At 72.8% G+C, this 21,100-nt stretch carries 23 protein-coding genes; 10 read left to right on the top strand and 13 right to left on the bottom strand.

Annotation, left to right across the window (positions count from 1 at the left end; translation table 11 throughout):
- Positions 1-2: 2 nt before the first annotated feature.
- The 3 genes from mtlA to HCN51_RS35355 form a co-directional block, all read right to left on the bottom strand.
- Positions 3-1,103 carry a mannitol-specific PTS transporter subunit IIC gene (gene mtlA / locus HCN51_RS35365; RefSeq protein WP_080040378.1) on the bottom strand — a complete coding sequence of 367 codons (1,101 nt, stop codon included), beginning with the start codon at positions 1,101-1,103 and terminating at the stop codon, positions 3-5.
- 64 nt (positions 1,104-1,167) lie between these two features.
- Complete coding sequence (pfkB, locus tag HCN51_RS35360) at positions 1,168-2,136, bottom strand: 1-phosphofructokinase (protein ID WP_168015726.1); 969 nt, start codon at positions 2,134-2,136, stop codon at positions 1,168-1,170.
- On the bottom strand, positions 2,133-2,894 hold the full coding sequence (locus HCN51_RS35355; protein ID WP_168015724.1) for a DeoR/GlpR family DNA-binding transcription regulator: 762 nt from the start codon (positions 2,892-2,894) through the stop codon (positions 2,133-2,135). Before HCN51_RS35355 ends, pfkB begins: the two co-directional genes overlap by 4 nt.
- Positions 2,895-3,004: 110 nt before the next feature.
- Between HCN51_RS35355 and HCN51_RS35350 the strand changes: the two genes are divergently transcribed.
- Entirely contained in the window at positions 3,005-3,922 is a 918-nt protein-coding gene (locus tag HCN51_RS35350; RefSeq protein WP_168015838.1) for a D-alanyl-D-alanine carboxypeptidase family protein, read from the top strand.
- An 18-nt stretch (positions 3,923-3,940) separates the two neighbouring features.
- On the opposite strand, the gene HCN51_RS35345 is transcribed toward HCN51_RS35350, so the two are convergent.
- On the bottom strand, positions 3,941-4,552 hold the full coding sequence (locus HCN51_RS35345; RefSeq protein WP_168015722.1) for a class I SAM-dependent methyltransferase: 612 nt from the start codon (positions 4,550-4,552) through the stop codon (positions 3,941-3,943).
- A gap of 307 nt (positions 4,553-4,859) precedes the next feature.
- Here HCN51_RS35345 and legP point away from each other — a divergent pair, with 307 nt between their 5' ends.
- From legP to HCN51_RS35325, 4 genes are read left to right on the top strand one after another with little or no spacing between them, the layout of a single operon-like run.
- Positions 4,860-5,942 (top strand): Dot/Icm T4SS effector Zinc-dependent metalloprotease LegP, encoded by a 1,083-nt coding sequence (gene legP / locus HCN51_RS35340; protein ID WP_206068264.1) that lies wholly within the window; start codon positions 4,860-4,862, stop codon positions 5,940-5,942.
- Between the two features lie 26 nt (positions 5,943-5,968).
- Positions 5,969-6,253 (top strand): hypothetical protein, encoded by a 285-nt coding sequence (locus HCN51_RS35335; protein ID WP_168015720.1) that lies wholly within the window; start codon positions 5,969-5,971, stop codon positions 6,251-6,253.
- Positions 6,254-6,261: 8 nt separating this feature from the next.
- Positions 6,262-6,510: a hypothetical protein gene (locus tag HCN51_RS35330; protein ID WP_206068263.1), complete on the top strand. Its 249-nt coding sequence runs from the start codon at positions 6,262-6,264 to the stop codon at positions 6,508-6,510.
- 19 nt (positions 6,511-6,529) lie between these two features.
- The gene (locus HCN51_RS35325) at positions 6,530-6,874 is read left to right on the top strand and encodes a hypothetical protein (RefSeq protein ID WP_168015718.1); all 345 of its coding nucleotides are present in this window, start codon (positions 6,530-6,532) and stop codon (positions 6,872-6,874) included.
- Here the strand turns inward: HCN51_RS35325 and HCN51_RS35320 are convergent.
- The 5 genes from HCN51_RS35320 to def all read right to left on the bottom strand — a co-directional run bounded on the left by HCN51_RS35320 (position 6,871) and on the right by def (position 10,306).
- On the bottom strand, positions 6,871-7,224 hold the full coding sequence (locus tag HCN51_RS35320) for an MmcQ/YjbR family DNA-binding protein (RefSeq protein WP_168015716.1): 354 nt from the start codon (positions 7,222-7,224) through the stop codon (positions 6,871-6,873). The two genes, HCN51_RS35325 and HCN51_RS35320, sit on opposite strands and share 4 nt — an antisense overlap.
- A 12-nt stretch (positions 7,225-7,236) precedes the next feature.
- Positions 7,237-7,653, bottom strand: a complete 417-nt coding sequence (locus HCN51_RS35315; protein WP_080040370.1) for a CBS domain-containing protein — start codon at positions 7,651-7,653, stop codon at positions 7,237-7,239.
- An 80-nt stretch (positions 7,654-7,733) separates the two neighbouring features.
- Positions 7,734-9,149, bottom strand: coding sequence for a pyridoxal phosphate-dependent decarboxylase family protein (locus tag HCN51_RS35310; protein ID WP_080040369.1), 1,416 nt, complete (start codon positions 9,147-9,149; stop codon positions 7,734-7,736).
- Positions 9,142-9,762, bottom strand: a complete 621-nt coding sequence (locus HCN51_RS35305; protein WP_206068262.1) for a helix-turn-helix domain-containing protein — start codon at positions 9,760-9,762, stop codon at positions 9,142-9,144. The genes HCN51_RS35310 and HCN51_RS35305 overlap by 8 nt, the downstream gene beginning before the upstream one ends.
- Before the next feature lie 7 nt (positions 9,763-9,769).
- Positions 9,770-10,306 (bottom strand): peptide deformylase, encoded by a 537-nt coding sequence (def, locus tag HCN51_RS35300; RefSeq protein ID WP_346433902.1) that lies wholly within the window; start codon positions 10,304-10,306, stop codon positions 9,770-9,772.
- A gap of 140 nt (positions 10,307-10,446) precedes the next feature.
- Between def and HCN51_RS35295 the strand changes: the two genes are divergently transcribed.
- Complete coding sequence (locus tag HCN51_RS35295) at positions 10,447-11,262, top strand: methyltransferase domain-containing protein (protein ID WP_206068261.1); 816 nt, start codon at positions 10,447-10,449, stop codon at positions 11,260-11,262.
- A 195-nt stretch (positions 11,263-11,457) separates the two neighbouring features.
- Here the strand turns inward: HCN51_RS35295 and HCN51_RS35290 are convergent, their stop codons facing one another.
- Together HCN51_RS35290 and HCN51_RS35285 are read right to left on the bottom strand one after the other, a co-directional pair.
- Positions 11,458-11,973: a hypothetical protein gene (locus tag HCN51_RS35290; RefSeq protein WP_168015712.1), complete on the bottom strand. Its 516-nt coding sequence runs from the start codon at positions 11,971-11,973 to the stop codon at positions 11,458-11,460.
- Between the two features lie 173 nt (positions 11,974-12,146).
- A complete protein-coding gene (locus tag HCN51_RS35285; RefSeq protein WP_168015710.1) occupies positions 12,147-13,079 on the bottom strand; it encodes a hypothetical protein in 933 nt (310 codons plus the stop codon).
- 132 nt (positions 13,080-13,211) lie between these two features.
- On the opposite strand from HCN51_RS35285, the gene HCN51_RS35280 reads away from it, so the two are divergent.
- Together HCN51_RS35280 and HCN51_RS35275 are read left to right on the top strand one after the other, a co-directional pair.
- Complete coding sequence (locus tag HCN51_RS35280; protein WP_168015708.1) at positions 13,212-14,156, top strand: GNAT family N-acetyltransferase; 945 nt, start codon at positions 13,212-13,214, stop codon at positions 14,154-14,156.
- Positions 14,157-14,192: 36 nt separating this feature from the next.
- Positions 14,193-14,957 carry an arylamine N-acetyltransferase family protein gene (locus HCN51_RS35275; protein ID WP_168015707.1) on the top strand — a complete coding sequence of 255 codons (765 nt, stop codon included), beginning with the start codon at positions 14,193-14,195 and terminating at the stop codon, positions 14,955-14,957.
- A 6-nt stretch (positions 14,958-14,963) separates the two neighbouring features.
- Here the strand turns inward: HCN51_RS35275 and HCN51_RS58360 are convergent, their stop codons facing one another.
- Together HCN51_RS58360 and HCN51_RS35265 are read right to left on the bottom strand one after the other, a co-directional pair.
- Positions 14,964-15,155 carry a response regulator transcription factor gene (locus HCN51_RS58360; protein WP_206068260.1) on the bottom strand — a complete coding sequence of 64 codons (192 nt, stop codon included), beginning with the start codon at positions 15,153-15,155 and terminating at the stop codon, positions 14,964-14,966.
- A 240-nt stretch (positions 15,156-15,395) separates the two neighbouring features.
- Entirely contained in the window at positions 15,396-16,049 is a 654-nt protein-coding gene (locus tag HCN51_RS35265) for a nucleotidyltransferase domain-containing protein (protein ID WP_346433901.1), read from the bottom strand.
- Positions 16,050-16,094: 45 nt separating this feature from the next.
- Between HCN51_RS35265 and HCN51_RS35260 the strand changes: the two genes are divergently transcribed.
- Together HCN51_RS35260 and HCN51_RS35255 are read left to right on the top strand one after the other, a co-directional pair.
- Positions 16,095-17,960: an AMP-binding protein gene (locus HCN51_RS35260; protein ID WP_168015701.1), complete on the top strand. Its 1,866-nt coding sequence runs from the start codon at positions 16,095-16,097 to the stop codon at positions 17,958-17,960.
- Positions 17,961-18,056: 96 nt separating this feature from the next.
- Complete coding sequence (locus HCN51_RS35255; protein WP_168015699.1) at positions 18,057-20,930, top strand: NACHT domain-containing protein; 2,874 nt, start codon at positions 18,057-18,059, stop codon at positions 20,928-20,930.
- Positions 20,931-21,100: the final 170 nt, after the last annotated feature.

The following is a 21,100-nucleotide window of genomic DNA, read 5'->3' as shown; positions in this document are numbered from 1 at the left end:
GCTCAGCTCTCCTTGGTGGTTTCAGCGATGGGTTCCGTCTCGGCCGCTTCGGCCTTCTCGCCCCTGCCGAAGCCCAGCAGGACGGCGGCGACGGCGAAGCTCACGCCGGTCGCCACGAGGATCCCCAGGCTGGAGCCGAGCCAGCCGCCCTTCGGGGTGACCGCGAGGTAGGCGAAGATGCTGCCGGGCGAGGGCGTGGCGACCAGCCCGGCGCCGGTGACCATGAACGTGAACACGCCGGCGGCGCCGCCCGCGATCACGGCCAGGATGAGGCGGGGCTTCATGAGGACGTACGGGAAGTAGATCTCGTGGATGCCGCCGAAGAAGTGGATGATCATCGCGGCGGGCGTGCTCGGCCGCATCGCGCGCGGGCCGAACAGCAGGAACGCCAGCAGCAGCCCGAGGCCCGGCCCCGGGTTCGACTCCAGCATGAACAGGATCGACTTGCCCGACTCGGCGGCCTCGGCCACGCCGAGCGGGCTCAGCACGCCGTGGTTGATGGCGTTGTTGAGGAACAGCACCTTGGCCGGCTCGATCAGCACGGAGGCGATCGGCAGCAGGTTGTTGGTGATCAGCCATTCGACGGCGTTGCCGGCGGCGGTGGTGACGGCCTGGACGATCGGGCCGATGCCGTAGAAGCCGACGACGGCCATCGCGCCGCCCACGATGCCGGCGGAGAAGTTGTCCACCAGCATCTCGAAGCCGGCCTTGGTCCGCTCCTCCGTGAACCTGTCCACATATTTCAGGATCAGGGCGGTGAGCGGGCCGATGATCATGGCGCCGAGGAACATCGGGGACTCGGTGCCCACCACGACGCCCATCACCGCCACCGCGCCGACGACCGCCCCGCGCTGCCCGTGCACCATCCGGCCGCCGGTATAGGCGATGAGGACCGGGAGCAGGGTGCCGATGATCGGGCCGACCATCTTCGCCAGCGACTCGTTGGGCAACCAGCCGGTCGGGATGAACAGGGCGGTGATCAGGCCCCAGGCGATGAACGCGCCGATGTTCGGCATGATCATGCCGGCCAGATGACCGCCGATGCGCTGGATGGTGGCCTTGACTCCGGTCCCGGTGACCGGAGGGGTGTAGGTGTCGGCCATGGACGTGCTCCTTCTGGGGGGTCGAGCAGCCGCTTTCTGTGGGGAAACGCCGAGGTCGGGAGGGTCAGGTGAGGGGGGCGGGCAGGGCGGTCGAGAGCGGGCGGGCGGGGTCGGGCAGGCCGACGGTGACGGCGTCGAGGTCGATGTCGCCCGGCCCCGGCATGCGGCTGCCGGGCAGGCGGACGGCGGCGGCGCCCCAGGCCAGCGCCTGCCGGAGAGCGTCGGGGCCGTGGCCGCCCGCGGCGAGGAAGCCGGCCAGCATGGCGTCGCCCGCGCCGACGGAGCTGCGCGGCTCGGTCACGGCCGCCTCGCCGTACCAGCTGCCGCCGTCCTCGACGAGCACCGCGCCGTCGGCGCCGAGGCTGGCCAGCACGGTACGCGCCCCGGCCGCCCGCAGCTTGGCCGCCGCGCCCGCCACGTCGCCCAGGCAGCGGATCGGCATGCCGGTCGCCGCCGACAGCTCCTCCAGGTTCGGCTTGACCAGGGCGGGCGCGGCGCCGAGCGCGCAGGACAGCGCGGGGCCGCTGGTGTCGACGGCCACGTGGATGCCCGCGCCGGCGAACCTGCGGCACAGCCGCGCGTACACGTCGGAGGGCACCTCGGGTGGCAGGCTCCCGGACGCCACCACCCAGTCGGCCTCGTGCCCGCCGGAGTGGGCGGCGGCCAGCACGGCCTCGGCGACCGTGTCGAGCTCGGCGGGCGACAGCGCGGTGCCCGGCTCGTTGATCTTGGTGATGGTGCCGTCGGGCTCGGCGAGCGTCACGTTCGAGCGGGTGCGGCCCGTCACCGGGACGGTCACCATGTCGAGGCCCTCGGCGGCCAGCAGGCCGATGAGCTGCCTGCCCTCGTCGCCGCCGTACGGGACCACGGCGCGGCTGGTGACGGCGTTGGCCAGCAGGGCGCGCGAGACGTTCACCCCCTTGCCGCCGGGGTCGAGGTGCGCGGCGGCGGCGCGGATCACCGCGCCCCGGTCGAGGGAGGCGATCTCGATCGTGCGATCGAGGCTCGGGTTGAGCGTCAGGGTGAGGATCACGCCCTGATCACCTCCGGCCCGGCCGCCGCCAGGTCGGCGGCCAGCGACACGTCCAGCCCGGTGTCGGTGATCACCACGTCGATCTCGCTCAGCTCGGCGAACGTGGACAGGTACGTGTCGCCGAACTTCGTGTGGTCGGCCAGCAGCACGCTGCGCTGCGCCGCCTTGACCATGGCCCGCTTGATCGCCGCCTCGGCCGGGTCGGGCGTGGTCAGGCCGCGCGCCGCCGAGCAGCCGTTGGTGGCCATGAACGCCACGTCCACGTTGAGGTAGGCCAGCGGGCGCAGCGCCCAGTCGTCGACCGTGGCGAGGGTCTTGCCGCGCACCCGGCCGCCCAGCATGATCACGTGCAGGTTGGGGCGGGCGGCCAGCACGGTGGCCAGCGGCGGGGAGTTGACCACGACGGTCAGCTCCCGGTCGGCGGGCAGCACCTGCACCAGGCGGCCCGTCGTGGTGCCCGCGTCGATGATCACGGACCCGTCCTCGGGCAGCTCGGCCAGCGCCGCCTTCGCGATGCGCTCCTTCTCGGCCGTCATGACCTCGTCGCGGGTGGCCAGCGCGGGCTCGAACCCCAGCCGCTCCACGGGGATCGCGCCCCCGTGCACGCGGCGCAGCACTCCCGCCCGCTCCAGCGCCGTCAGGTCGCGGCGAATCGTCTCGGTGGTCACGTCGAGCTCGGCGGCCAGCGTCACCACGTCGACGCGGCCCGAGGCCCGCGCTCTCCGCAGGATCTCCTGCTGCCGCTCCTCGGCGTACATGATGTTGGTTCACCGCCGTTTCGGGTTGGTTTCTTCTGTGTTTATACCCGTTTTCGTTGGTCGGTCAAGGGTGGGCCGGCGAAATCTGGTAGTTATAGCGGGTGCGAATCATGCCCCTGGCCGTCGTCCCCCTCGCCGTGGCCGCCCTGGCGGCCCCCGCCCACGCCGCCACCCATGCCGGCGCGCCCCCTCGGGTCCCCGCCGGCACGACCGCGGCCTGGGTGGTCTTCGACCGGCAGGCCGGCAAGATCGTCGCCACCCGCAACGCGCACCGGAAGTACCGCTCCGCCTCCGTCGTCAAGATCCTCATCGCGATCGACTACCTGGAAGGGCGCACGAGCGTGCCCGCCGCCGACGCCAGGCTGCTGAAGGTCATGCTGCGCTCCAGCGACGACGACGCCGCCTCCGCCTTCTGGGACCGCCTCGGCAAGGGGCAGATCATCGTGCGGCAGGCCCGCAGGCTCGGCCTGTCCGACACCGCGCCGCCGCCCGCCTCCAAGCCCGGGTTCTGGGGCTACACCTCGCTGAGCGCGTACGACATCGTGCGCACCTACCGCTACCTGCTCGACCGCGCCGAGCCCCGGGTCCGCGACACCATCCTCGGCCACCTGCGCCGCTCCACGCCGTGCGGCACCGACGGCTTCGACCAGACCTTCGGCATCCCTGATGGGGTGCCCCGGCCGTGGGCGGTCAAGCAGGGCTGGTCGGGCTTCGGCACGACGCCGCCGGTCAGGTGCGACGCCAGAACGGCGACGGCCGCGTCCCGGAACACGAGCCCGGCGGTGTTCTCCTACGCGCGCGACGCCAAGGCGATCGGGGCCCCCATCTCGTGGATCGCCCAGCACGCCACCGGCTCGGGCGTCCCCGACTACGGCCGCCCCGTCCTGCACACGACCGGCCTCGTGGGGCAGGGCGACCGCTACATCATGGCGGTGCTCACGGCACACCCGGCGGGCGGCACGTGGAGCTCCTCGGTCAAGCGCACCACCACGCTCACCCGCGACCTGTACCGCGCCGTCACCCGCTGACCGCGACCACCGCGGCGGCTAACGGACGAAAGTGAACATCCGCGTGCCGGGCTCCAGCGCCACCGGCGGCCCGGTGTAGCGGTGCACGCCGATCCCGTACTTCGTGCCCTCGCCCTCGACGGCCACCCGCTCGAACCCGCACTCCTCGAACCACTCGCAGATCGCCGGCACCAGGTCGGGCGCGTGCCGGCCCCTGGTCCAGATCACCATCGCCCCGGGGGCGCAGAGCCGCGGCAGGGTGGCGGCCGTGCGGCGGATGTCGTCGTCGGTGATGTTCCCGAAGATGCCGCAGGCCAGCACGAGATCCGCCGGCACGGCGCCGGCGTACGCGTCGGTGACGGACGCGTCCCCGCACACCACCTCGACCCCCTCGGGGGCGGCGGCCCTGGCGGTGGCGGCGATGCGCTCGTCCAGCTCGACCAGCCGGGCCCGCACCTGACCGCGCCTGGGGTGCGCGGCCAGCACCGGCAGCAGGTCGCGCCCCTGCCCGGCGCACATGCTGACCACGCGCGACGCGCCCTCGTCGAGCGCCCTGCCCACCCACGCGCGGACGACGTCGAGGCGATCCTTCAGCGAGGAGCCCGGCTCGTCGTAGGCGTCGTGCCACCGCATCCAGTCCTGTCGCGTCATGATCACCGATCCTCGCGAAGATCGGAGAAAAGAGCAAGTATTCCGGCACCATGAACATTTCGCCGCCCGCTCAATATGTCGTGTGCGGTGGGCGGCGATCATTCTCGCCGCTCGTCCGGGAAAAATCATTATGGGGACGGCACGCGGCCCCTTGACCGCCTATCAGCCCGGGTACATCATGGCGGGGCAGGTCAGAGCTGCGGCGGGGAAATTGAGGCAACGGTCCCGGGCATTCCGCGCGGCCATTCCGGAACGGCCTGGTCTCTTTTCGCGTCGCACGTGCACCGCGCCATCACAAGGAGGCCGCATGCCAGAAAACAATGGCGCACAGCAAACGATGGGGTTCGGTCAATTCCATGTCGGTCCGACGGTCGAGACGGGGCTGGTGCGGCTGGCCACGAAAGGGCCGAAAGCCGTCCAGTACACGATGGTCGACGGGCGCCCGCTCTTCGAGGGGGACATCGAGCTCGCGCTGATCGGCCCGGGCGACGTGGAGAACGCCGCGGTGGCCGAGGAGCAAGCGGGGGTCATCATCCCCGGCACGCAGTTCCGCTGGCCGAACGGCACGGTGCCGTACGACATCGACCCCGCCCTGCCGAACCAGGGCCGGGTCACCGACGCCATCGCGCACTGGGAGCGCAACACCCGGATCCGGTTCGTCCGCCGGACCGCCGCCAACCAGGCGCAGTTCCCCGACTTCGTGATGTTCCGGCCGGGCACCGGCTGCAGCTCCGCGGTCGGCCGGACCACCGGGCAGCAGAACATCACCCTCGAGGGCGGCTGCGACACCGGCTCCACCATCCACGAGATCGGGCACGCGACGGGCCTGTGGCACGAGCAGAGCCGCGAGGACCGCGACCAGTTCGTCCGCATCAACTGGCAGAACATCCTGCAAGCTCAGGCGCACAACTTCAACCAGCACATCACCGACGGCGACGACGTCGGCCCCTACGACTACCACTCGATCATGCACTACCCGCGCTGGGCGTTCTCCAGCAACGGCCAGGACACGATCGTGCCGCTGCAGAACGTCGAGATCGGGCAGCGGCAGGGCCTGAGCCCGGGCGACTGCCGGGCCGTGCGCACCATGTACAGCAACCTCGAGCCGGCGGCCCGCTTCTCCGGCACGCAGTTCTCCGCCAAGATCGAGGCGTTCGCGACCAGCCGGTGGTTCACCCACAGCTGGCCGGCGCAGTGGTACGTCATCTGGACCGTCGCCCCGACGGCCCCGATCGTCGACGGCCCCGCGCAGGTCTCGTGGAACGTCCAGGTCACCCGGCAGTCCGGCGGGCTGCTCAAGTACTTCCTGGCGATCACCAACCTGACATCGGGGCAGATCGAGATCGAGGCGCGTTACGACGTGCTCGGCTGGAGCCTCAGCGCCACCTGAGGGCACTTGAGAGAGGAGGACGTTCCGTGATCCCCACCGATCAGGCAGGGACGACCGAATGGGCCGACGCCATCGACGCGGGGCCCGCGCCCGTCCAGCTCGACGGCCCGCAGGGCCCCGTGCCTGCCATGACCCCTGCCATGCCCGCCATGACTCCCACCATGACGAACCCCACCATCGACGGCGGCGCCGCCCCGCGCCAGGGCGGCGACCCGTACTCAGGGGAGATCGTCTTCGATACGCAGGTCAACGACGCGGGCGCCGCGCCGGAGGCCCCCAGAGACCGTGACGACAGTGAGGCCCGGCCATGATCCTAGGTGTGCAGTTCCAGGGACAGGTGCCCGCCAACTCGACCCGCCGCTGGTTCACCCACAGCTGGCCGGAGGCCTGGCGGGTGGCGTGGATGGTGGCCCCGACGTGGCCGATGGTCGACGGTGACGCGCAGATCGAGTGGCGCGTCCAGGTCGACCGGCAGGCCGCGTCGCTTCTGAAGTACTTCATCGAGATCCGCAACCTCACCGGCGGGCCGGTCGACATCGAGGCCCGCTACGCGGTGCTGAACTCCTAGCCGCGATCAGCCGACCGGCATGCCCGAACTGCAGGGAGAGGTCGTCCTCACCCCCGTGCTCGGCTCGTTCCAGGACGCGACGCTGCGCGTCCGCGTCCTGGACGTGACCGAGGCCGACGCGCCGGCCGGCACGCTGGCCGAGCTGACGCTGCCCGCGCTCTCCTACGACGGGAACGCCGAGCGGCGCGTCCCGTTCTCGCTGCCCAGCCCGGCCTGGGACCCGCGCCGCACGGTCATCGTCACGGCGCACCTGGACCGGTCGGGCAGCGGCGCGGTCGAGGCGGGCGACGCGCTCACCACCAGCGCCGAGCCGGCCTCGCAGAAGCGCCTCACCCTCGCCCTGACCCCGGTGACCGGCGGTTAACGGCGCCGGGCGGCGAGCTCCTGCTCCAGCCGCACCTTCTTCGGCACGCACATCCGCCACGCCTCCAGCACCAGCTCCCGCATCTCCGCGACGTCGAGGGCGGCGGTGCGCGCCTCCACCCAGTGGAAGCGCAGGTCCGACTCCCTCGGCAGGAGGAACTTCGCGGGCTCGGCCGCGACCAGCGCGGCGCGTTCCTCCTTCGGGAACCCGAACCCCATCAGGCTCTCGTCACGCGAGAACGCCACGTAGACGATCCTGCCCACGCGGAACTTCACGCGGTCTCTGATGAGGTGCTCCGACGAGCGCGGGAGCGTGCGCGCGAACTGCCGTACGTCATCGACGGTGATCACACGCCGACGGTACTACCGGTTGCCCTCCGCCGCCGAGATGTCCGCGAGCGCCGAGTTCGGGTCCCGCTCCATCGCCAGGTCGCCGAGGCTGACGACGCCGACGGCGCGGCCGTCCTCGACCACGGGCAGGCGGCGCACGGCGTGCGTGCGCATGAGCTGGACGGCCTGGTCGATGCTGGTGTCGGGGCCGACGGCCTCCACGGACGGGCTGCACGCGTCGCGGACGGGCGTGTCGGGGCCGCGCTCGTCGGCGGTCACCCGCACGGTGATGTCGCGGTCGGTGACGATGCCCTTGATGCGGCCGTTGTCGTTGACGATGACCGCGCCGGTGTCGTTGTCGCGCATCAGGCTCGCCGCGACGGACACCGGCTGGTCGGCCTCGACCGTCGCGGGGTGAGAGGTCATCACGTCTGCCACGGTTCTCGCCATGGGATCCTCCTGTAGGTCGGTTCGGCGACCCCCTACCCGGGCGGATGCGCCTCTCACCGGCGCGACGTCCCGCGGCGCGCTCAGAGCGCCTTGGCGGCCAGCCGGATCTCCTCCAGGAGCACCACCAGGTCCTGCTCGGTGGTGCCGGGGTGCAGGATGCAGGTCCGCAGCGCGTCGCGCCCGCCGAGCCGGGTGCCCGTCAGGAACGCGTTGCCGCGCGCCTGCACCGCGACGGGCAGGGCGCGGTTGAGCGCGTCCACCTCGCGGGGGAGCGCGCCGGCGCGCGGCGTGTGGCGGAAGGCGGTGATCGAGGTGGTGACCGGGGCGAGCAGCTCGAAGTCGGGAGCCGCCTCGATCATCTCGCCGAGCGTGCGGGCCAGCCCCGTCGTGTGCTCCACCAGGCCCTTGACACCCGACCTGCCGAGGTACGACAGCGTCGCCCACGTCTTCAGCGCACGGAACGGCCGGGTCTGCTCCGGCCCGTACTCGGCGAACCAGCCGAGGTCGCCCGCGTTCTCGTCCACCAGGTACGACGGCACCAGGCTGAACGCGGCCCGCGCGGCGGCCGGGTCGCGCAGCAGCGCGCAGCCGCAGCCGACCGGAACGCCGAGCCACTTGTGCGGGTCGAGGGCCAGCGAGTCGGCCCGCTCCATCCCGGCGTAGTGCGGCGCCGCCCCGCCGGCCAGGACACCGAGCGCGCCGTACGCGCCGTCCACGTGGAACCACAGCCCGTACGACGCGGCCACGTCCGCGATGTCGTCGAGCGGGTCCACCGCGCCGGAGTTCACCGTGCCCGCGCTGCCCGCCACGCAGAACGGCCGCAGCCCGGCGTCGAGGTCCTCGGCGATCATGGCGCGCAGCGCGCGCACGTCCATCCGGTACGCGCCGTCCACCGGCACGAGGCGGACGTTGCGCGAGCCGAGGCCGAGCAGCTGGGCCGCCTTGTGCAGGCAGCTGTGGCCCTCCTCGGTGACGTACATGACCAGGGGAGGCCGCCCGGACAGGCCCTCCTCGCGGGCGTCCCAGCCGTCGGCGAGCGCCGCCTGCTGGCGGGCGGTGGCCAGGCAGATCACGGTCGCCATGGACGCGCCGCTGGTCAGCAGGCCGCCGCCGGGCGGGTGCGGGAAGCCGACGAGGCCGGCCAGCCAGCGCACCACCGTGCGCTCCAGGTGCGGGCCCGCGTGGTCGCCGCCGGCGCAGCTCGGGTTGAGCGCGGCGGCCAGCGGCTCGACGAGAACGCCCGCCGGGTTGGGCGGCGAGTTCACCCAGCCGAAGAAGCGCGGGTGCCCGTTGCCCATCGGGTACGGCAGCACGTGCTCGCGCGCGTCCTCCAGCAGGTCGTCCAGCGCGCGCCCGGTCTCCGGCAGCTCCTGGCCGGTGAGCCAGGCCAGCTCGCCGTCGGGCACCGGCCGCCACACCGGCCGCTCCGCGACGCCCTCCAGGTGGTCGGCCATGATCCGGGCCGCCTTGGCGCCCGCCTCGCGCAGGTCATGCATCGGGGGATTCCCTCCGTGGTTCGTGCTGCCCGACTCCACTCACCTCCATGGCGAGGTAGAAGACGCAGTCGGTGGTGCCGTCGTTGGCGTAGGCGTGGCGGCAGTCGCCCGGGTAGTAGGCCGAGTCGCCGGCCGCCAGCTCGTACGGCCTGCCGTTGATCGTCAGCCGCAGGCTGCCGTGCTCGACGGCGAGGTACTCGCGCGAGCCGGGCGCGTGCGGGCTGAACTCGCCCGCGTCCACGCCGGGCCCGATGGTGGTGCGCATGAACTCGAACTCCACGTCGCCGAGCACCGGCGACAGCACCCGCCGCTCCCACCCGGACGGGTCGCGCAGCACCCGCTGCTCGGTGTGCCGCAGCACCCGCATCGCGCTGTGCGCGGGCTCGTCGAGCAGCCGCGCGATGGACGTGCCCAGCGCCGTGGCCAGCCGGTCGAGCACCAGGACGGTCGGCGTCTTCGTGCCCCGCTCGACCTCGGAGACCATGCTCCTGCTGATGCCGCTCAGCTCGGCCAGCCGCTCGATGGACAGCCCGCGCGCCTGCCGCTCGCCCCGGATGCGCTGCCCCAGCTCGCCCATGGACAGGCCGCTGGACAGGACCCCTTCGCCGTTCATTCCTCCACTATAGCGGTGCTTTGTCCGCTTTAGTGGATTCCTGGTACGCCGCCAGCACCTGCTTGCGGCGCTTGGCCGGCAGGCGGTCGATGTAGAGGTAGCCGTCGAGGTGGTCGCACTCGTGCTGCAGGCAGCGGGCCAGCAGGCCGCTGCCCTCGACCGTCACCGGCTCGCCGTTCACGTCGGATCCGCGCACGGTCGCGCGGTCGGGGCGGGGGAGCGGCGCGTACTGGCCGGGCACCGACAGGCAGCCCTCGTCGCCCGCGTCGAGACGCCGCTCGCCGAGGCCGGGCACCTCCAGCTCCGGGTTGACGACGACGCCCTTGTGGCGCACGCCCTCGGCGTCGGGGCAGTCGTAGACGAACACGCGCAGCGGCACGCCGACCTGGTTGGCCGCCAGGCCCACGCCCTCGGCCGCGTACATGCTGGCGAACATGTCGTCCACGAGCGCCGCCAGCTCGCCGTCGAACCGGGTGACCGGCTCGCACGGGCGGTGCAGCACCGGGTCGCCCACGGTCACGATCGGCCTGGCCTGTCCTGCCACCTGTGCTCCTTCCTCGGAAGATTCCCGGCAAAGTGTACGCAATCCGCGCCGTGTCTCGACATGCAAGACGTTCTCTCTTGAATAGTGAGACCAGCGCTAGGGTGGTCGGCAACGTCATCGAAAACGAGGGAGTTTCGCCGATGGACGCCGTGTACACGCATGGCCACCACGAGTCCGTGCTGCGCTCGCACCGCTGGCGCACCGCCGCGAACTCGGCCGCGTACCTGCTGCCCCACCTCAAGCCGCACATGAAGATCCTCGACGTGGGCAGCGGCCCCGGCACGATCACCGCCGACCTGGCGGCGCTCGTCCCCGACGGGCACGTGACGGCCTCCGAGGTCACCGCCGACGCCCTCGACCTGGCCAAAGCCGAGGTGACGGCCAGAGGGCTGCCGAACGTGGACTTCGCCGTCGCCGACGTGCACGCGCTGGCCTACCCCGACGACACCTTCTGCGTCGTGCACGCCCACCAGGTGCTCCAGCACGTCGGCGACCCCGTGCGGGCGCTGCGCGAGATGGGGCGGGTCACCAAGCCGCGCGGGTTCGTCGCCGCCCGCGACAGCGACTACTCGGCCTTCACCTGGTGGCCGCGCATCCCGGCGCTGGACGAATGGCTCGCCCTCTACCAGCGGGTCGCGCGCGGCAACGGCGGCGAGCCCGACGCCGGGCGGCGGCTGCTGTCGTGGGCGCGGCAGGCGGGCTTCGAGGACGTCACCGCCACCTCCAGCACCTGGTGCTTCGCCACCCCCGAGGACCGCGCCTGGTGGGGCGGCATGTGGGCCGAGCGCGTCCTGTCGTCGGCCATGGCCGAGCAGGCCCTCGCCACCGGCGCCGCCACCGAGGCCGACCTGCGGCGCATCTCCGACGGGTGGCGGGAGTGGGCGGCGGCCGAGGACGGCTGGCTGTCGATCCTGCACGGCGAGATCCTCTGCCGCGTCCCCGAAGCCGCGACCTGACCGGCGCGCCTTGTGGTGTCGCTCGTGCCGGCCGTGCGATACGACGATCTCCGCGCATACCTGCGGCGACGGCTCCCCGAGGCGCGGCCGCTGCCGGCCGCCGAGTGCTTCGGGATCGTCGAGGAGCTCATGCGCGACGCCGACGAGCTGAGCCGCCGACGATCGGAGGAGCGTCAGAGGCCGATCGGCGGAGCATCAGAGGCCGAGGGTGCGGACGCGCTGCCACTGCGGGTCGCGGTAGAGCACCATGTCCGTGCCCACCATCTCGTCGGGCGCCGACAACATGGTGATCTCGCCCGCCGCCTGCAGCTGCAGCAGCAGGTCGCGCACCCGCGGCCCGACCGGCAGCCGCCCCGCGGGCAGCCCCAGCCCGTTGCGCACGGTGTCGGCCACCTCCGACAGGCGGAACGGGCCGTCGAAGCCCGCCACGACGCCGCGCACGACCGTCATCGTGATCAGGTGCTCGGCCTCGGCGTGCGCGAGCTGCCAGTTGACCTGCTCCCGGCGCCGGCCGCTGCCCGCGCAGGAGGCGCAGGGGCGGTTCAGGCCGGGCGCCACCTCCTCCTCGGTCGAGCCGAGGCAGGCCGAGCACAGGCCGTTCTCGGCGGCGTGCAGCTCGGCGGACATCCGGCCGCCGAGGATCACGCCGCAGCCGCAGGCGAACGCGTCACCCAGGATGCCGGTCTGAGGGGAGATCGCATGCTCAGTCACCGAGCCGACTCTACCGCCGCGGCCCGCCGCCGCGTGCCGCGACCGTCACGACCGGTCCATCCCCGCAGGTCGGAGCCGCCGCGATCGGGGTCACCTCCGCAGGCCGGAGCCGCCTCGACCGGGGTCACCACCGCAGGCCGGAGCCGCCGCGATCATGGGCGCCTCCACGGGCCTCATCCGCGCAGGTCGGCCAGGCCGCGCAACCGGCGCAGCGCCTTGCGGGCCGCGGCGGCCACCCGCTCGTCCGGATGGTGCTCGATGAGCACGCGCAGCACCTGCCCCGTCCACGGATGGTCCCCGAACGCGAGGATCGCGATCGTGCCCGCCTGCTCCTCGGCCCGCATCCCCATCGCGATCGACTCGATCACCTCGCCGGTCTCGCCGCCGAACTCCAGCAGCGCCGCCGCCATGTCCACCAGCACCCACGCGATCTCCTCGGGCGACGGCTGCCGCTCCTCCTTGCCGATCCTGGCCGCGATCACGGCGCCGAGCTTGGGCTCCTCCAGCAGCCGGGTCAGCGCCTGCCGCCCCTCCTCGCCGAACGCCGTCCACAGCAGCTCCACGCCGACGGCCCGGCTGAGCGGGCTCACGGTGCCGAGCACCGAGGCGATCTCGTCCACCGCCTGCCGCTCGTCGCGGCCCTTCAGCCAGCCGGCCAGCTCCTCGCCGCGCTCGCTCTCCGGGTAGGAGCGCAGCCCGTGCAGCAGCGTCGCCGCGTCGGCGTCCGCGAGCGTCCCCATGACGGGGATGTCCTGCCCGGTCGTCTCGGCGATGATCTGCCGCGCCACCCACAGGCCGAGCCAGCTCAGCGTGTACGGCTCCGCCTGCCGTACCAGGCCGAGCCCCGTCAGCGTCTCGGACGCCTCGCCCCTGAGCGGCTCCCTCGACAGGAAGAGCCGTACCAGCTCCAGCAGCAGCCCTTCGTCCTCGGCCAGCCGCTCTCGGCAGCGCGCCGCCCAGAAGGCCAGCACCTCGGTGTCGTCGCCCTCCGGCTTCAGCTCCTCCGCCAGGGGCGCGGCGCGCACGGCGGCGGCGAGCGTGGCCTTGGCGGGCAGCCGGATCGGGGGCTGGAGGGGCAGTGTGTCGTCGTCGTGGTAGGAGCTCACCCGCCCATCCTGTCGTGAGATTTCCGCTAAGGTACGCGCTGAGGCCGAAAAGTCAGAAGAAAGGAGGCGCGAGAAGATGTTCGGCATGTTCACCGGCGTTCGCCGCGCCCACTTCTGCTTCTCGGAGGATTCATGCGTTTCCGTCCCGCCGTCGAGGACGATCTAGACCGCCTGCTCGGCTGCGTCGTCGACGAGTCCATCAGCTGGTCCCACCCCGACCGGCTGCTGTCGTTCCTGGAGGACGGCGCCTACGGCTACGACCGCATCTGGCTCGCCGAGGACGAGCGGGGCGGTGAGATCAAGGCCCGCGCCGTGTGGTGGAGCTTCCCCGGCAACGACCGGCCGCTCGCCCTCGACTGCCTGTACGTCGCCCCTTCGGTCACCGACCGGGTGGGCCTGGCCGCCGAGCTGCTGACCCCGGCCCACGACGCCTTCGGAGAGGCGCCCGCGTACCACGTCTTCGTCTCGGGCGGCTGGCGCGACGACCCGAAGGCGAGCGCGGCCATCGCCTGGAGGTGGGCGGCCGCCGGCCGCGCCGGGCTGACCGACGAGCTCGAACGCCTGCGTTACGAGTGGACGGCGGACGAGGCGGAGGTGCCCGAGCCGTCCGACCGGCTGGTCTTCCGCGGGGATGACGACGACGAGGCGTTCGTGGCCGCGTTCATGCGGGTGGCGGCCGGGACGCTCGACCACCACACCCGCCAGGCCGTGGCCTCCATGGGAGCGCAGGCGCAGGCACGCGAGGACGTCTCCGACTACAAGCAGATGCCGGGGGAGCGGGCGTGGTGGCGGCTGGCCTACGACAAGGCCGGGGAGCTGGTGGGGGTCGCGCTGCCGTCGGCCAACAACGGCGGGCCCGTCGTCGGCTACCTCGGGGTGGTGCCGGAGCAGCGCGGGCACGGCTACGTGAACGACCTGCTCGCCGAGATCACCCGCTTCCACGCCGAACGCGGGGTGCAGCGCATCGCGGCCGACACGGACGCGGGCAACGTGCCGATGGCGCGGGCCTTCGAACGGGCCGGATACCGAAATTTCGCCATAAGGCTGGTGCTGTCGGCGGATCCCGTGAACGCGTGATGCGCGGCGGCCCCCGTACCCGGCATCGTTGATCACATGACTTGGGATATCGAGAAGCTCGACATCGACGCCTACCTCAGGCGGATCGGGTACGACGGGCCGCACACCCCGGCGGCGGGCACCCTGCGCGCCGTGCACCTGGCACACGTGCGCACCATCCCCTTCGAGAACCTTGACGTGCTGCTCGGCCGGGACATCTCCCTCGACCTCGGCAGCCTCCAGGACAAGATGGTCACCGGCGGGCGCGGCGGCTACTGCCACGAGCACAACCTGCTGTTCGCCGCCGCCCTCGAACGCCTCGGCTTCACCGTCACCCGCCACCTGGCCAGGATCCGCCTCGGCGGCCGCCGCCACCTGCCCCGCTCCCACGCCATGCTCACCGTCGTGGCGGAGGGCCGCACGTGGCTGGCGGACGTCGGCTTCGGCGGCGAGGGCCTGGTGGAGCCGATGCCGTTCGAGGAGGGGGCGTCGGTGCGGTCGGGGCCGTGGCGATGGCGGCTGGCGCGCGAGGACGACTTCTGGGTCCTGTACGCGGGGGAGGAGCAACTTTACGCCTTCCGGCCCGACGAGCCGCAGCTCCCCAGCGACTTCGAGGTGGCCAACTACTACGTGTCCCACCACCCGCAGTCCCCCTTCACCCGCCACGTCCTCGCCCAGCGCACCACCGCCGACGAGCGCGTACGGCTGGAAGGGCGGAGCTTCGCGACGGCGGCGGAGCTGGCGGGGTGGCTGCGCGCGGAGCTCGGGATCGACATCACGCCCCACGACGCCGAGACCCTGCTCCCCCTACTCCCGGACTGAGGGCCGTCAAGGGGCGGGCGGCTCGTGCGCTAGCACCTGGCGGGTCAGCTCCACCCGGCTGTTCACGCCCAGCTTGGCGCAGGCGTGGCGCAGGTGGGTGTCGACGGTGTGCGGCGACAGGAACAGGGCGGCCGCGGTCTCCCTGTTCGCCAACCCTTGCGCGACCAGCCGCACCACCCGCAACTCAGCCCCGGTCAACGCCGCCACCCCACGCCGGGCCGCCCACCCGGATCCGCGGCGCCCTGAGGCGAGGCCCCTGGAGGTGTGGCGCTTTGAGGTGTGGCGCTCTGGGCTGCTGTGTCCAGAGGCACGGTGTTCAGGGGTGCGGCGCCCTGGATCGCGCCGCTCCCGGCGGGCCCTTCGACCACCACGCACCGGCCGCCCCCGCTCAGCAGCACCTCCGAGACGGCCCGCAGCGCGTCGTCCCGCCCACCAGGCTCACGGAGGACACAGCGGCAGGTTCTCCTCCCGCACCCGCACCAGGAACTCCTCCACCCGCTCCCGATCCGGCCGCTGCGGTAAGACGCTCGTCTCGGCGGCCAGCTCGGCGGACAGGGCGGCCCGCCAGGCGATCAGGGAGTCCCACGGCACCTGCCCGCGCCGCACCGCCAGCAGCCGCTCCCGGTGGGCCCGCATGCCGACGAGCGGTTCGCCGTGCCGGACCAGGTGCAGCCCGCTGAGCAGCAGCCGGATCATGTGCATGGCCTGCTTCCAGTTGGGCCGTTCGGGGTCGAGCCGGCGCAGCTGCGCCTCGGCGTACCCGGCGAAGGAGCGCTGCGCCCGTTCGGACAGGAACGCCTCGCGCAGGTCCCGCAGCCGCTGACCGGTGGGTGTGATCACCTCCACGATCGGGGACCACAGGCACTCCAGGACGGTGGGGTTGGCGTCCAGGGCCAGCGCGCAGAAGCGCTCCACCTCCCAGGAGAACTGCTCGGGCAGCGGCCCGTCCCGGTGGGTGGCCGGTTTGTCCAGCCGCCAGAACGCCGAGGTCGGCGCCACGAACACGCCGCGCCGGTCGGTGTCGGAGTCGTCGGTGTCCAGCCCGTACGCCCTCGACCCCACCACCACGGAAAGGATCACGTCATCGTCCACCCCGATATCTTGCGCCATGGGGCCGCAGGCTGTTCTGATCGACGGGTGAGCGGTTTCGACGAGGTCTACCGGCGCAGCATCGAGCAACCCGAGCAGTTCTGGGGGGAGGCCGCCCGCGGGATCGACTGGGACGTGCCGCCCGCCACCGTGTACGACCGGGGCCGCTGGTTCCCCGACGGCCGGCTCAACACCTGCCACAACGCCGTGGACCGGCACGTCGAGCGGGGCCGCGGCGCGCAGCCGGCGCTGATCCACGACAGCCCCGTCACCGGCACCACCCGCGTCCTGACCTACGCCGAGCTGCGGGACGAGGTGGCGAGGACGGCCGGCATGCTGCGCGATCTCGGCGTGACCGCGGGCGACACCGTGGTGATCTACCTGCCGATGGTGCCGGAGGCGGTGGTCGCGATGCTGGCCTGCGCCCGGCTGGGGGCGGTGCACTCGGTGGTGTTCGGCGGGTTCGCGGCCAGGGAGCTGGCGGTGCGCATCGATCACGCCCGGCCGAAGGTGGTGCTGTCGGCGTCGTGCGGCATCGAGCCGGCGCGCGTGGTGGCGTACAAACCGCTGCTGGACGACGCGCTGGAGCAGGCGGAGCACCAGCCGGACCGGTGCGTGATCCTGCAGCGCCCGCAGTGCGCGGCGGAGCTGCGCGAGGGCCGCGACCTCGACTGGGCGCAGGCGGTGCGCGGCGCGGAGCCGGCGCCGTGCGTGAGCGTGGCCGCCACCGACCCGCTCTACATCCTCTACACCTCGGGCACGACCGGCTCCCCCAAGGGCGTCGTGCGCGACAACGGCGGCCACGCGGTGGCGCTGCACTGGAGCATGTCCCACGTGTACGGCGCCGCCCCCGGCGAGGTCTACTGGGCCGCCTCCGACGTGGGCTGGGTGGTGGGCCACTCCTACATCGTGTACGCGCCGCTGCTGGCGGGCTGCACCACGGTCCTGTACGAGGGCAAGCCCGTCGGCACCCCCGACCCGGGCGCGTTCTGGCGGGTGGTGGCCACGCACGGCGTGCGGACGCTGTTCACCGCCCCGACCGCGATCCGCGCCATCAAGAAGGAGGACCCATCCGGCGCTTTCGCGAAGAAGTGGGACCTGTCGGGCCTGCGGCACCTCTTCCTGGCCGGCGAGCGGCTCGACCCCGACACCTACCACTGGGCCGCCGATCTGCTCGGCGTCCCCGTCATCGACCACTGGTGGCAGACCGAGACCGGCTGGCCGATCGCCGCCAACTGCGTCGGCATCGAGCCGCTGCCCATCAAGCCGGGCTCCCCGACGAAGGCCGTGCCCGGCTGGGACGTGCACGTGCTCGACGGTGACGGCAACGACTGCCCGCCCGGCGTCGAGGGGGCGGTCACCGTGAAGCTGCCGCTCCCGCCCGGCGCGCTGCCCACCCTCTACCGCGACGAGGCCCGCTTCACCCGCTCCTACCTCGAACGGTATCCCGGGCACTACCTGACGGGCGACGGCGGCCACCTCGACGAGGACGGCTACCTCTACGTCATGGGCCGCATCGACGACGTGATCAACGTCGCCGGGCACCGCCTGTCCACCGGCGCCATGGAGGAGGTCATCGCCTCTCATCCCGACGTGGCCGAGTGCGCGGTGATCGGCGTGGCCGACGAGCTGAAGGGCCAGCTCCCCATGGGGTTCGTGGTGCTGAAGGCCGGCGCGCGGCGCGACCCCGAGGACGTCGAGCGAGAGCTGGCCGCGCTGGTACGCGAGCGCATCGGCCCCGTCGCCGCCTTCCGCCGCGCCGTCGTCGTGACCCGGCTGCCGAAGACCCGCTCCGGCAAGATCCTGCGCGCCACCATGCGCGACATCGCCGATGGAAACCCGTACGACATCCCCTCCACCATCGAGGACCCGGGCTCGCTGCCCGAGATCGCCCAGGCACTGAAAGGAACGTGACGCGCCGGTGACGTCTCGGTCGTCCTGGCGAACAAGCCTGCGCCGGACGGGGCGTACACCGCATGATGGGACATCCCAATCCCCCGGGAGAAGGCCATGATCGACGCACCGAGCTACGCCGACGCCCTGAGGATTCTCGGATGCAAGGACGGCCGGCTGGTCAAGGTGATCGGGTTCGCCGCGGAGGCCGAGCGTACCGGCTGGGCGCTGGCCGGCGGCACCCGCCTCAGCACGAACCTGCGCGACCTGCGCGACGCCGTCATCGCCTACGGCGAGGACGTCGCCCGCCGCCTGCCCGAGCTGAAGAGCGGCGCCAACCGCTTCACCCGCACCGAACGGCTCGCCGCCGCGCACGCCGCGATCGTCGTCGCCGCCTGGTTCGAGGCGCTCGGCGAGGCGAAGCTGCCGTTCACGCTCGACCAGCTCGACCGCGGCGAGCGCATCTCGCACGGCGTGCCCACCGCCGAACGCTACGCCCGGCTGGTCGCCGGGCTGCTGCTGGAGCGGCTGCCCACACCCGAGCCGCACGTCCCCTACGCCGAGACGCGCGCCGCCGTGGAACGTGCCTACGCCCGCATGGCCGAAGCCATGACCGGCTACGTCGGCGGCCTGTCCCTGTGGGACGAGCTGGCCGTCGAGGACCAGCTCGTCCTGCCCCGCCTGCTCGCGGAGGGCCCCACCGCGCACGCGCTGCGCATCTACGACGAGGACTACCGGTCGCTGGCGCTCGACAGCCACGAGTTCGGGGTGCGCAGCCTCGTCACCGAGCGGCCGCCGCCCGCCACGGCGCTGTCGCGGGTGGCGTGGCTGCTGGCCGAGCTGGCCCCGCCCCGCGTCGGCGACCGCCCCATGATCCACCGGCTCCGCATGGCCGCGAACGCCCTCGACCAGCCCCTCCTGCTGGCCGGCAAGCTGCCCGAGGACGTCTACCTGCCGCTGCTCGGCGAGGGCTACCTCACCCCGCGCTGCCGGGTGGCCGAGCCGACCCGCGAATCCTCACCGGCCGAGCGCGGCTGGTGGGAGCGGCAGCGGCTGCTGCCCGACCCCGAGGCGTTCCTCGCCGGGCACCTCACCTCGCTGCGCGCCACCCGCGCACCGCTGCTCGTCCTCGGCGAGCCCGGCTCGGGCAAGACGAAGCTGACCGAGGTGCTGGCCGCCCGGCTGGCCCGCTCGGAGTTCCTGCCGTTCCGGGTGGAGCTGCGTGCCGTACGCGGCCGCGCCGACGTGGCCGGGCAGATCGAGCAGGCCGTCAGCGAGGTGCTGGGGGAGGAGGTGACCTACCCCGACCTGGTCGCCGCCGGCGACGGCGCCATGCCGGTGATCCTGCTCGACGGGTTCGACGAGCTGGTGCAGGGCGGGCTCAACCGCTACGACTACCTGGAGCGGGTACGCGAGTTCCAGGCCAGGGAGGCCGGGCTCGGGCGGCCCGTCGCCGTCATCGTGACCGCCCGCACCGCCGTGGCCGACCGCGTCCGCTTCCCCGACGGGCTGCTCGCGCTGCAGCTCCTGCCGTTCGACGACGACCAGGTACGCCAGTGGCTCGACGTCTGGGACCAGGCCAACCGGGCACTGCTGGCCAGGCGCGACCTCAAGCCGCTGCCCGCCGAGGCGGCGCTCGTCCACGGCGAGATGGCCAGGCAGCCGCTGCTCCTGCTGCTGCTCGCCCTCTACGACGCCGGCGGCAACGCCCTCCAGCACGACCACGGCCCGCTCGGCCGGGCCCGCCTGTACGAGGTGCTGCTGCGCGACTACACCGAACGCGAGACGGGCGGCGCCCGCCGCGTCGCCATCGACCAGGAGCTGGTGCTGCTCGGCGCCGTCGCCCTGTCCATGCTCGCCCGCGGCAGCCAGGTCGTCACCGACGAGCAGCTCGACCGCGACCTGCCCGCCCTCTGCCACGGCGGCGAGGACGACCAGGACGACGAGGACGAACCCGTCGACTGGGCCCGCAAAGCCACCGAACGCTTCTTCTTCGTCCGCAGGCGCGGGCACGCGTTCCTGCACTCCACGTTCGGCGAGTTCCTGGTCGCCTGGCTGACCCTGTACGCGCTGCGCGACCTCGACCGGCGCCGCCGCCTGGCCGGCGACGAACCCCTCGCCGTCGTCCAGGCCGTCGACGACGACCTGCTCTACGCCGTCACCTCCCACTCCTGCCTGGCCGAACGCGCTCCCACCGTCGGCTTCCTCCTGGAGCTGCTCGACGAGGTGCCCGCGGCGGTGCGCGCCCGCTGCGCCGACCAGCTCACCGGCCTCCTGCGGCGCGCCCTCTACGAACGCACGCGCCGCCACTTCACCGGCTTCCGCCCCGTACGCCACACCGTGACCCGCCGCCTGGCCGCCTACTCCGCCAACCTCACCCTGCTCATCGTCGCCGCCTCCGAGCAGCCCGTCGCGGTCTCGTCCCTCCTGCCCGGCCCCGACCACCTGGAACGCTGGTCCGCCCTCACCCACCTCTGGAAAGGGCAGCTCGGCACCGACGGCTGGTCCGGGCTCGTCACGGCCCTGTCCGCGCACCGCGTCGTCACCGACGGCGTGGAGGACGTCCTGCTCGGCGGCGGCGCCGAACCCAGCGGCATGGGCGACGTCGTCGTCGCCGTCGCCACCGGCCACGCCCCCCGCCACCGCCGGCTCCTCGACCTGCTGCTGCGGGCGCTGGGAGAGGGGGGCACGCTGCCGTTCCGCGACCGCGTCAGCATCCTGGAGGAGCTGCTGCGCACAGTGGCCGTCCGCTCGCCCGCCATGCACCAGGCGCTGGGCACGATGTGGCACGAGGACGGCGCCGACCGCGCCGCGCTACGACGCCTCCTCCGGGCGATGCTCGCCGATCCGGTGGACCGGATGACGACGTGGGAACAACTCGTCAAATCCGGCATCCCCGAAACGGCCCTCTGGGAAATCCACCAGAACACCCCACCTCCGCCCCCACCCCTGCCCTCGCCCGGCTCAGGGCCTGGGCTCGGCAGCGGCTAACTCCACCGAGCCGCCCGCCCCCGATCACCTCTTCGTCGCCAGCTTCACCGAGCCGCCTGCCTCGGATCGCCTCTTCGTCGCCAGCTTCACCGAGCCGCCTGCCTCGGATCGCCTCTTCGTCGGCCAGCTTCACCGAGCCGCCTGCCTCGGATCGCCTCTTCGTTGGCCAG

It is taken from the genome of Nonomuraea composti, assembly GCF_012034275.1.
Classification (GTDB): domain Bacteria; phylum Actinomycetota; class Actinomycetes; order Streptosporangiales; family Streptosporangiaceae; genus Nonomuraea; species Nonomuraea composti.
The sequence above is the reverse complement of the archived record's forward strand: the minus strand, read 5'-3'. Positions and strand labels throughout refer to the sequence as shown.

What these genes read in the sequence shown, in the direction of transcription:
- mtlA (WP_080040378.1), bottom strand. Translation starts at nt 1,103, where the DNA reads ATGGCCGACACCTACACCCCTCCGGTCACCGGGACCGGAGTCAAGGCC.
- HCN51_RS35355 (WP_168015724.1), bottom strand. Translation starts at nt 2,894, where the DNA reads ATGTACGCCGAGGAGCGGCAGCAGGAGATCCTGCGGAGAGCGCGGGCC.
- HCN51_RS35350 (WP_168015838.1), top strand. Translation starts at nt 3,005, where the DNA reads ATGCCCCTGGCCGTCGTCCCCCTCGCCGTGGCCGCCCTGGCGGCCCCC.
- HCN51_RS35345 (WP_168015722.1), bottom strand. Translation starts at nt 4,552, where the DNA reads ATGACGCGACAGGACTGGATGCGGTGGCACGACGCCTACGACGAGCCG.
- legP (WP_206068264.1), top strand. Translation starts at nt 4,860, where the DNA reads ATGCCAGAAAACAATGGCGCACAGCAAACGATGGGGTTCGGTCAATTC.
- HCN51_RS35325 (WP_168015718.1), top strand. Translation starts at nt 6,530, where the DNA reads ATGCCCGAACTGCAGGGAGAGGTCGTCCTCACCCCCGTGCTCGGCTCG.
- HCN51_RS35315 (WP_080040370.1), bottom strand. Translation starts at nt 7,653, where the DNA reads ATGGCGAGAACCGTGGCAGACGTGATGACCTCTCACCCCGCGACGGTC.
- HCN51_RS35310 (WP_080040369.1), bottom strand. Translation starts at nt 9,149, where the DNA reads ATGCATGACCTGCGCGAGGCGGGCGCCAAGGCGGCCCGGATCATGGCC.
- HCN51_RS35305 (WP_206068262.1), bottom strand. Translation starts at nt 9,762, where the DNA reads ATGAACGGCGAAGGGGTCCTGTCCAGCGGCCTGTCCATGGGCGAGCTG.
- HCN51_RS35295 (WP_206068261.1), top strand. Translation starts at nt 10,447, where the DNA reads ATGGACGCCGTGTACACGCATGGCCACCACGAGTCCGTGCTGCGCTCG.
- HCN51_RS35280 (WP_168015708.1), top strand. Translation starts at nt 13,212, where the DNA reads ATGCGTTTCCGTCCCGCCGTCGAGGACGATCTAGACCGCCTGCTCGGC.
- HCN51_RS35275 (WP_168015707.1), top strand. Translation starts at nt 14,193, where the DNA reads ATGACTTGGGATATCGAGAAGCTCGACATCGACGCCTACCTCAGGCGG.
- HCN51_RS35255 (WP_168015699.1), top strand. Translation starts at nt 18,057, where the DNA reads ATGATCGACGCACCGAGCTACGCCGACGCCCTGAGGATTCTCGGATGC.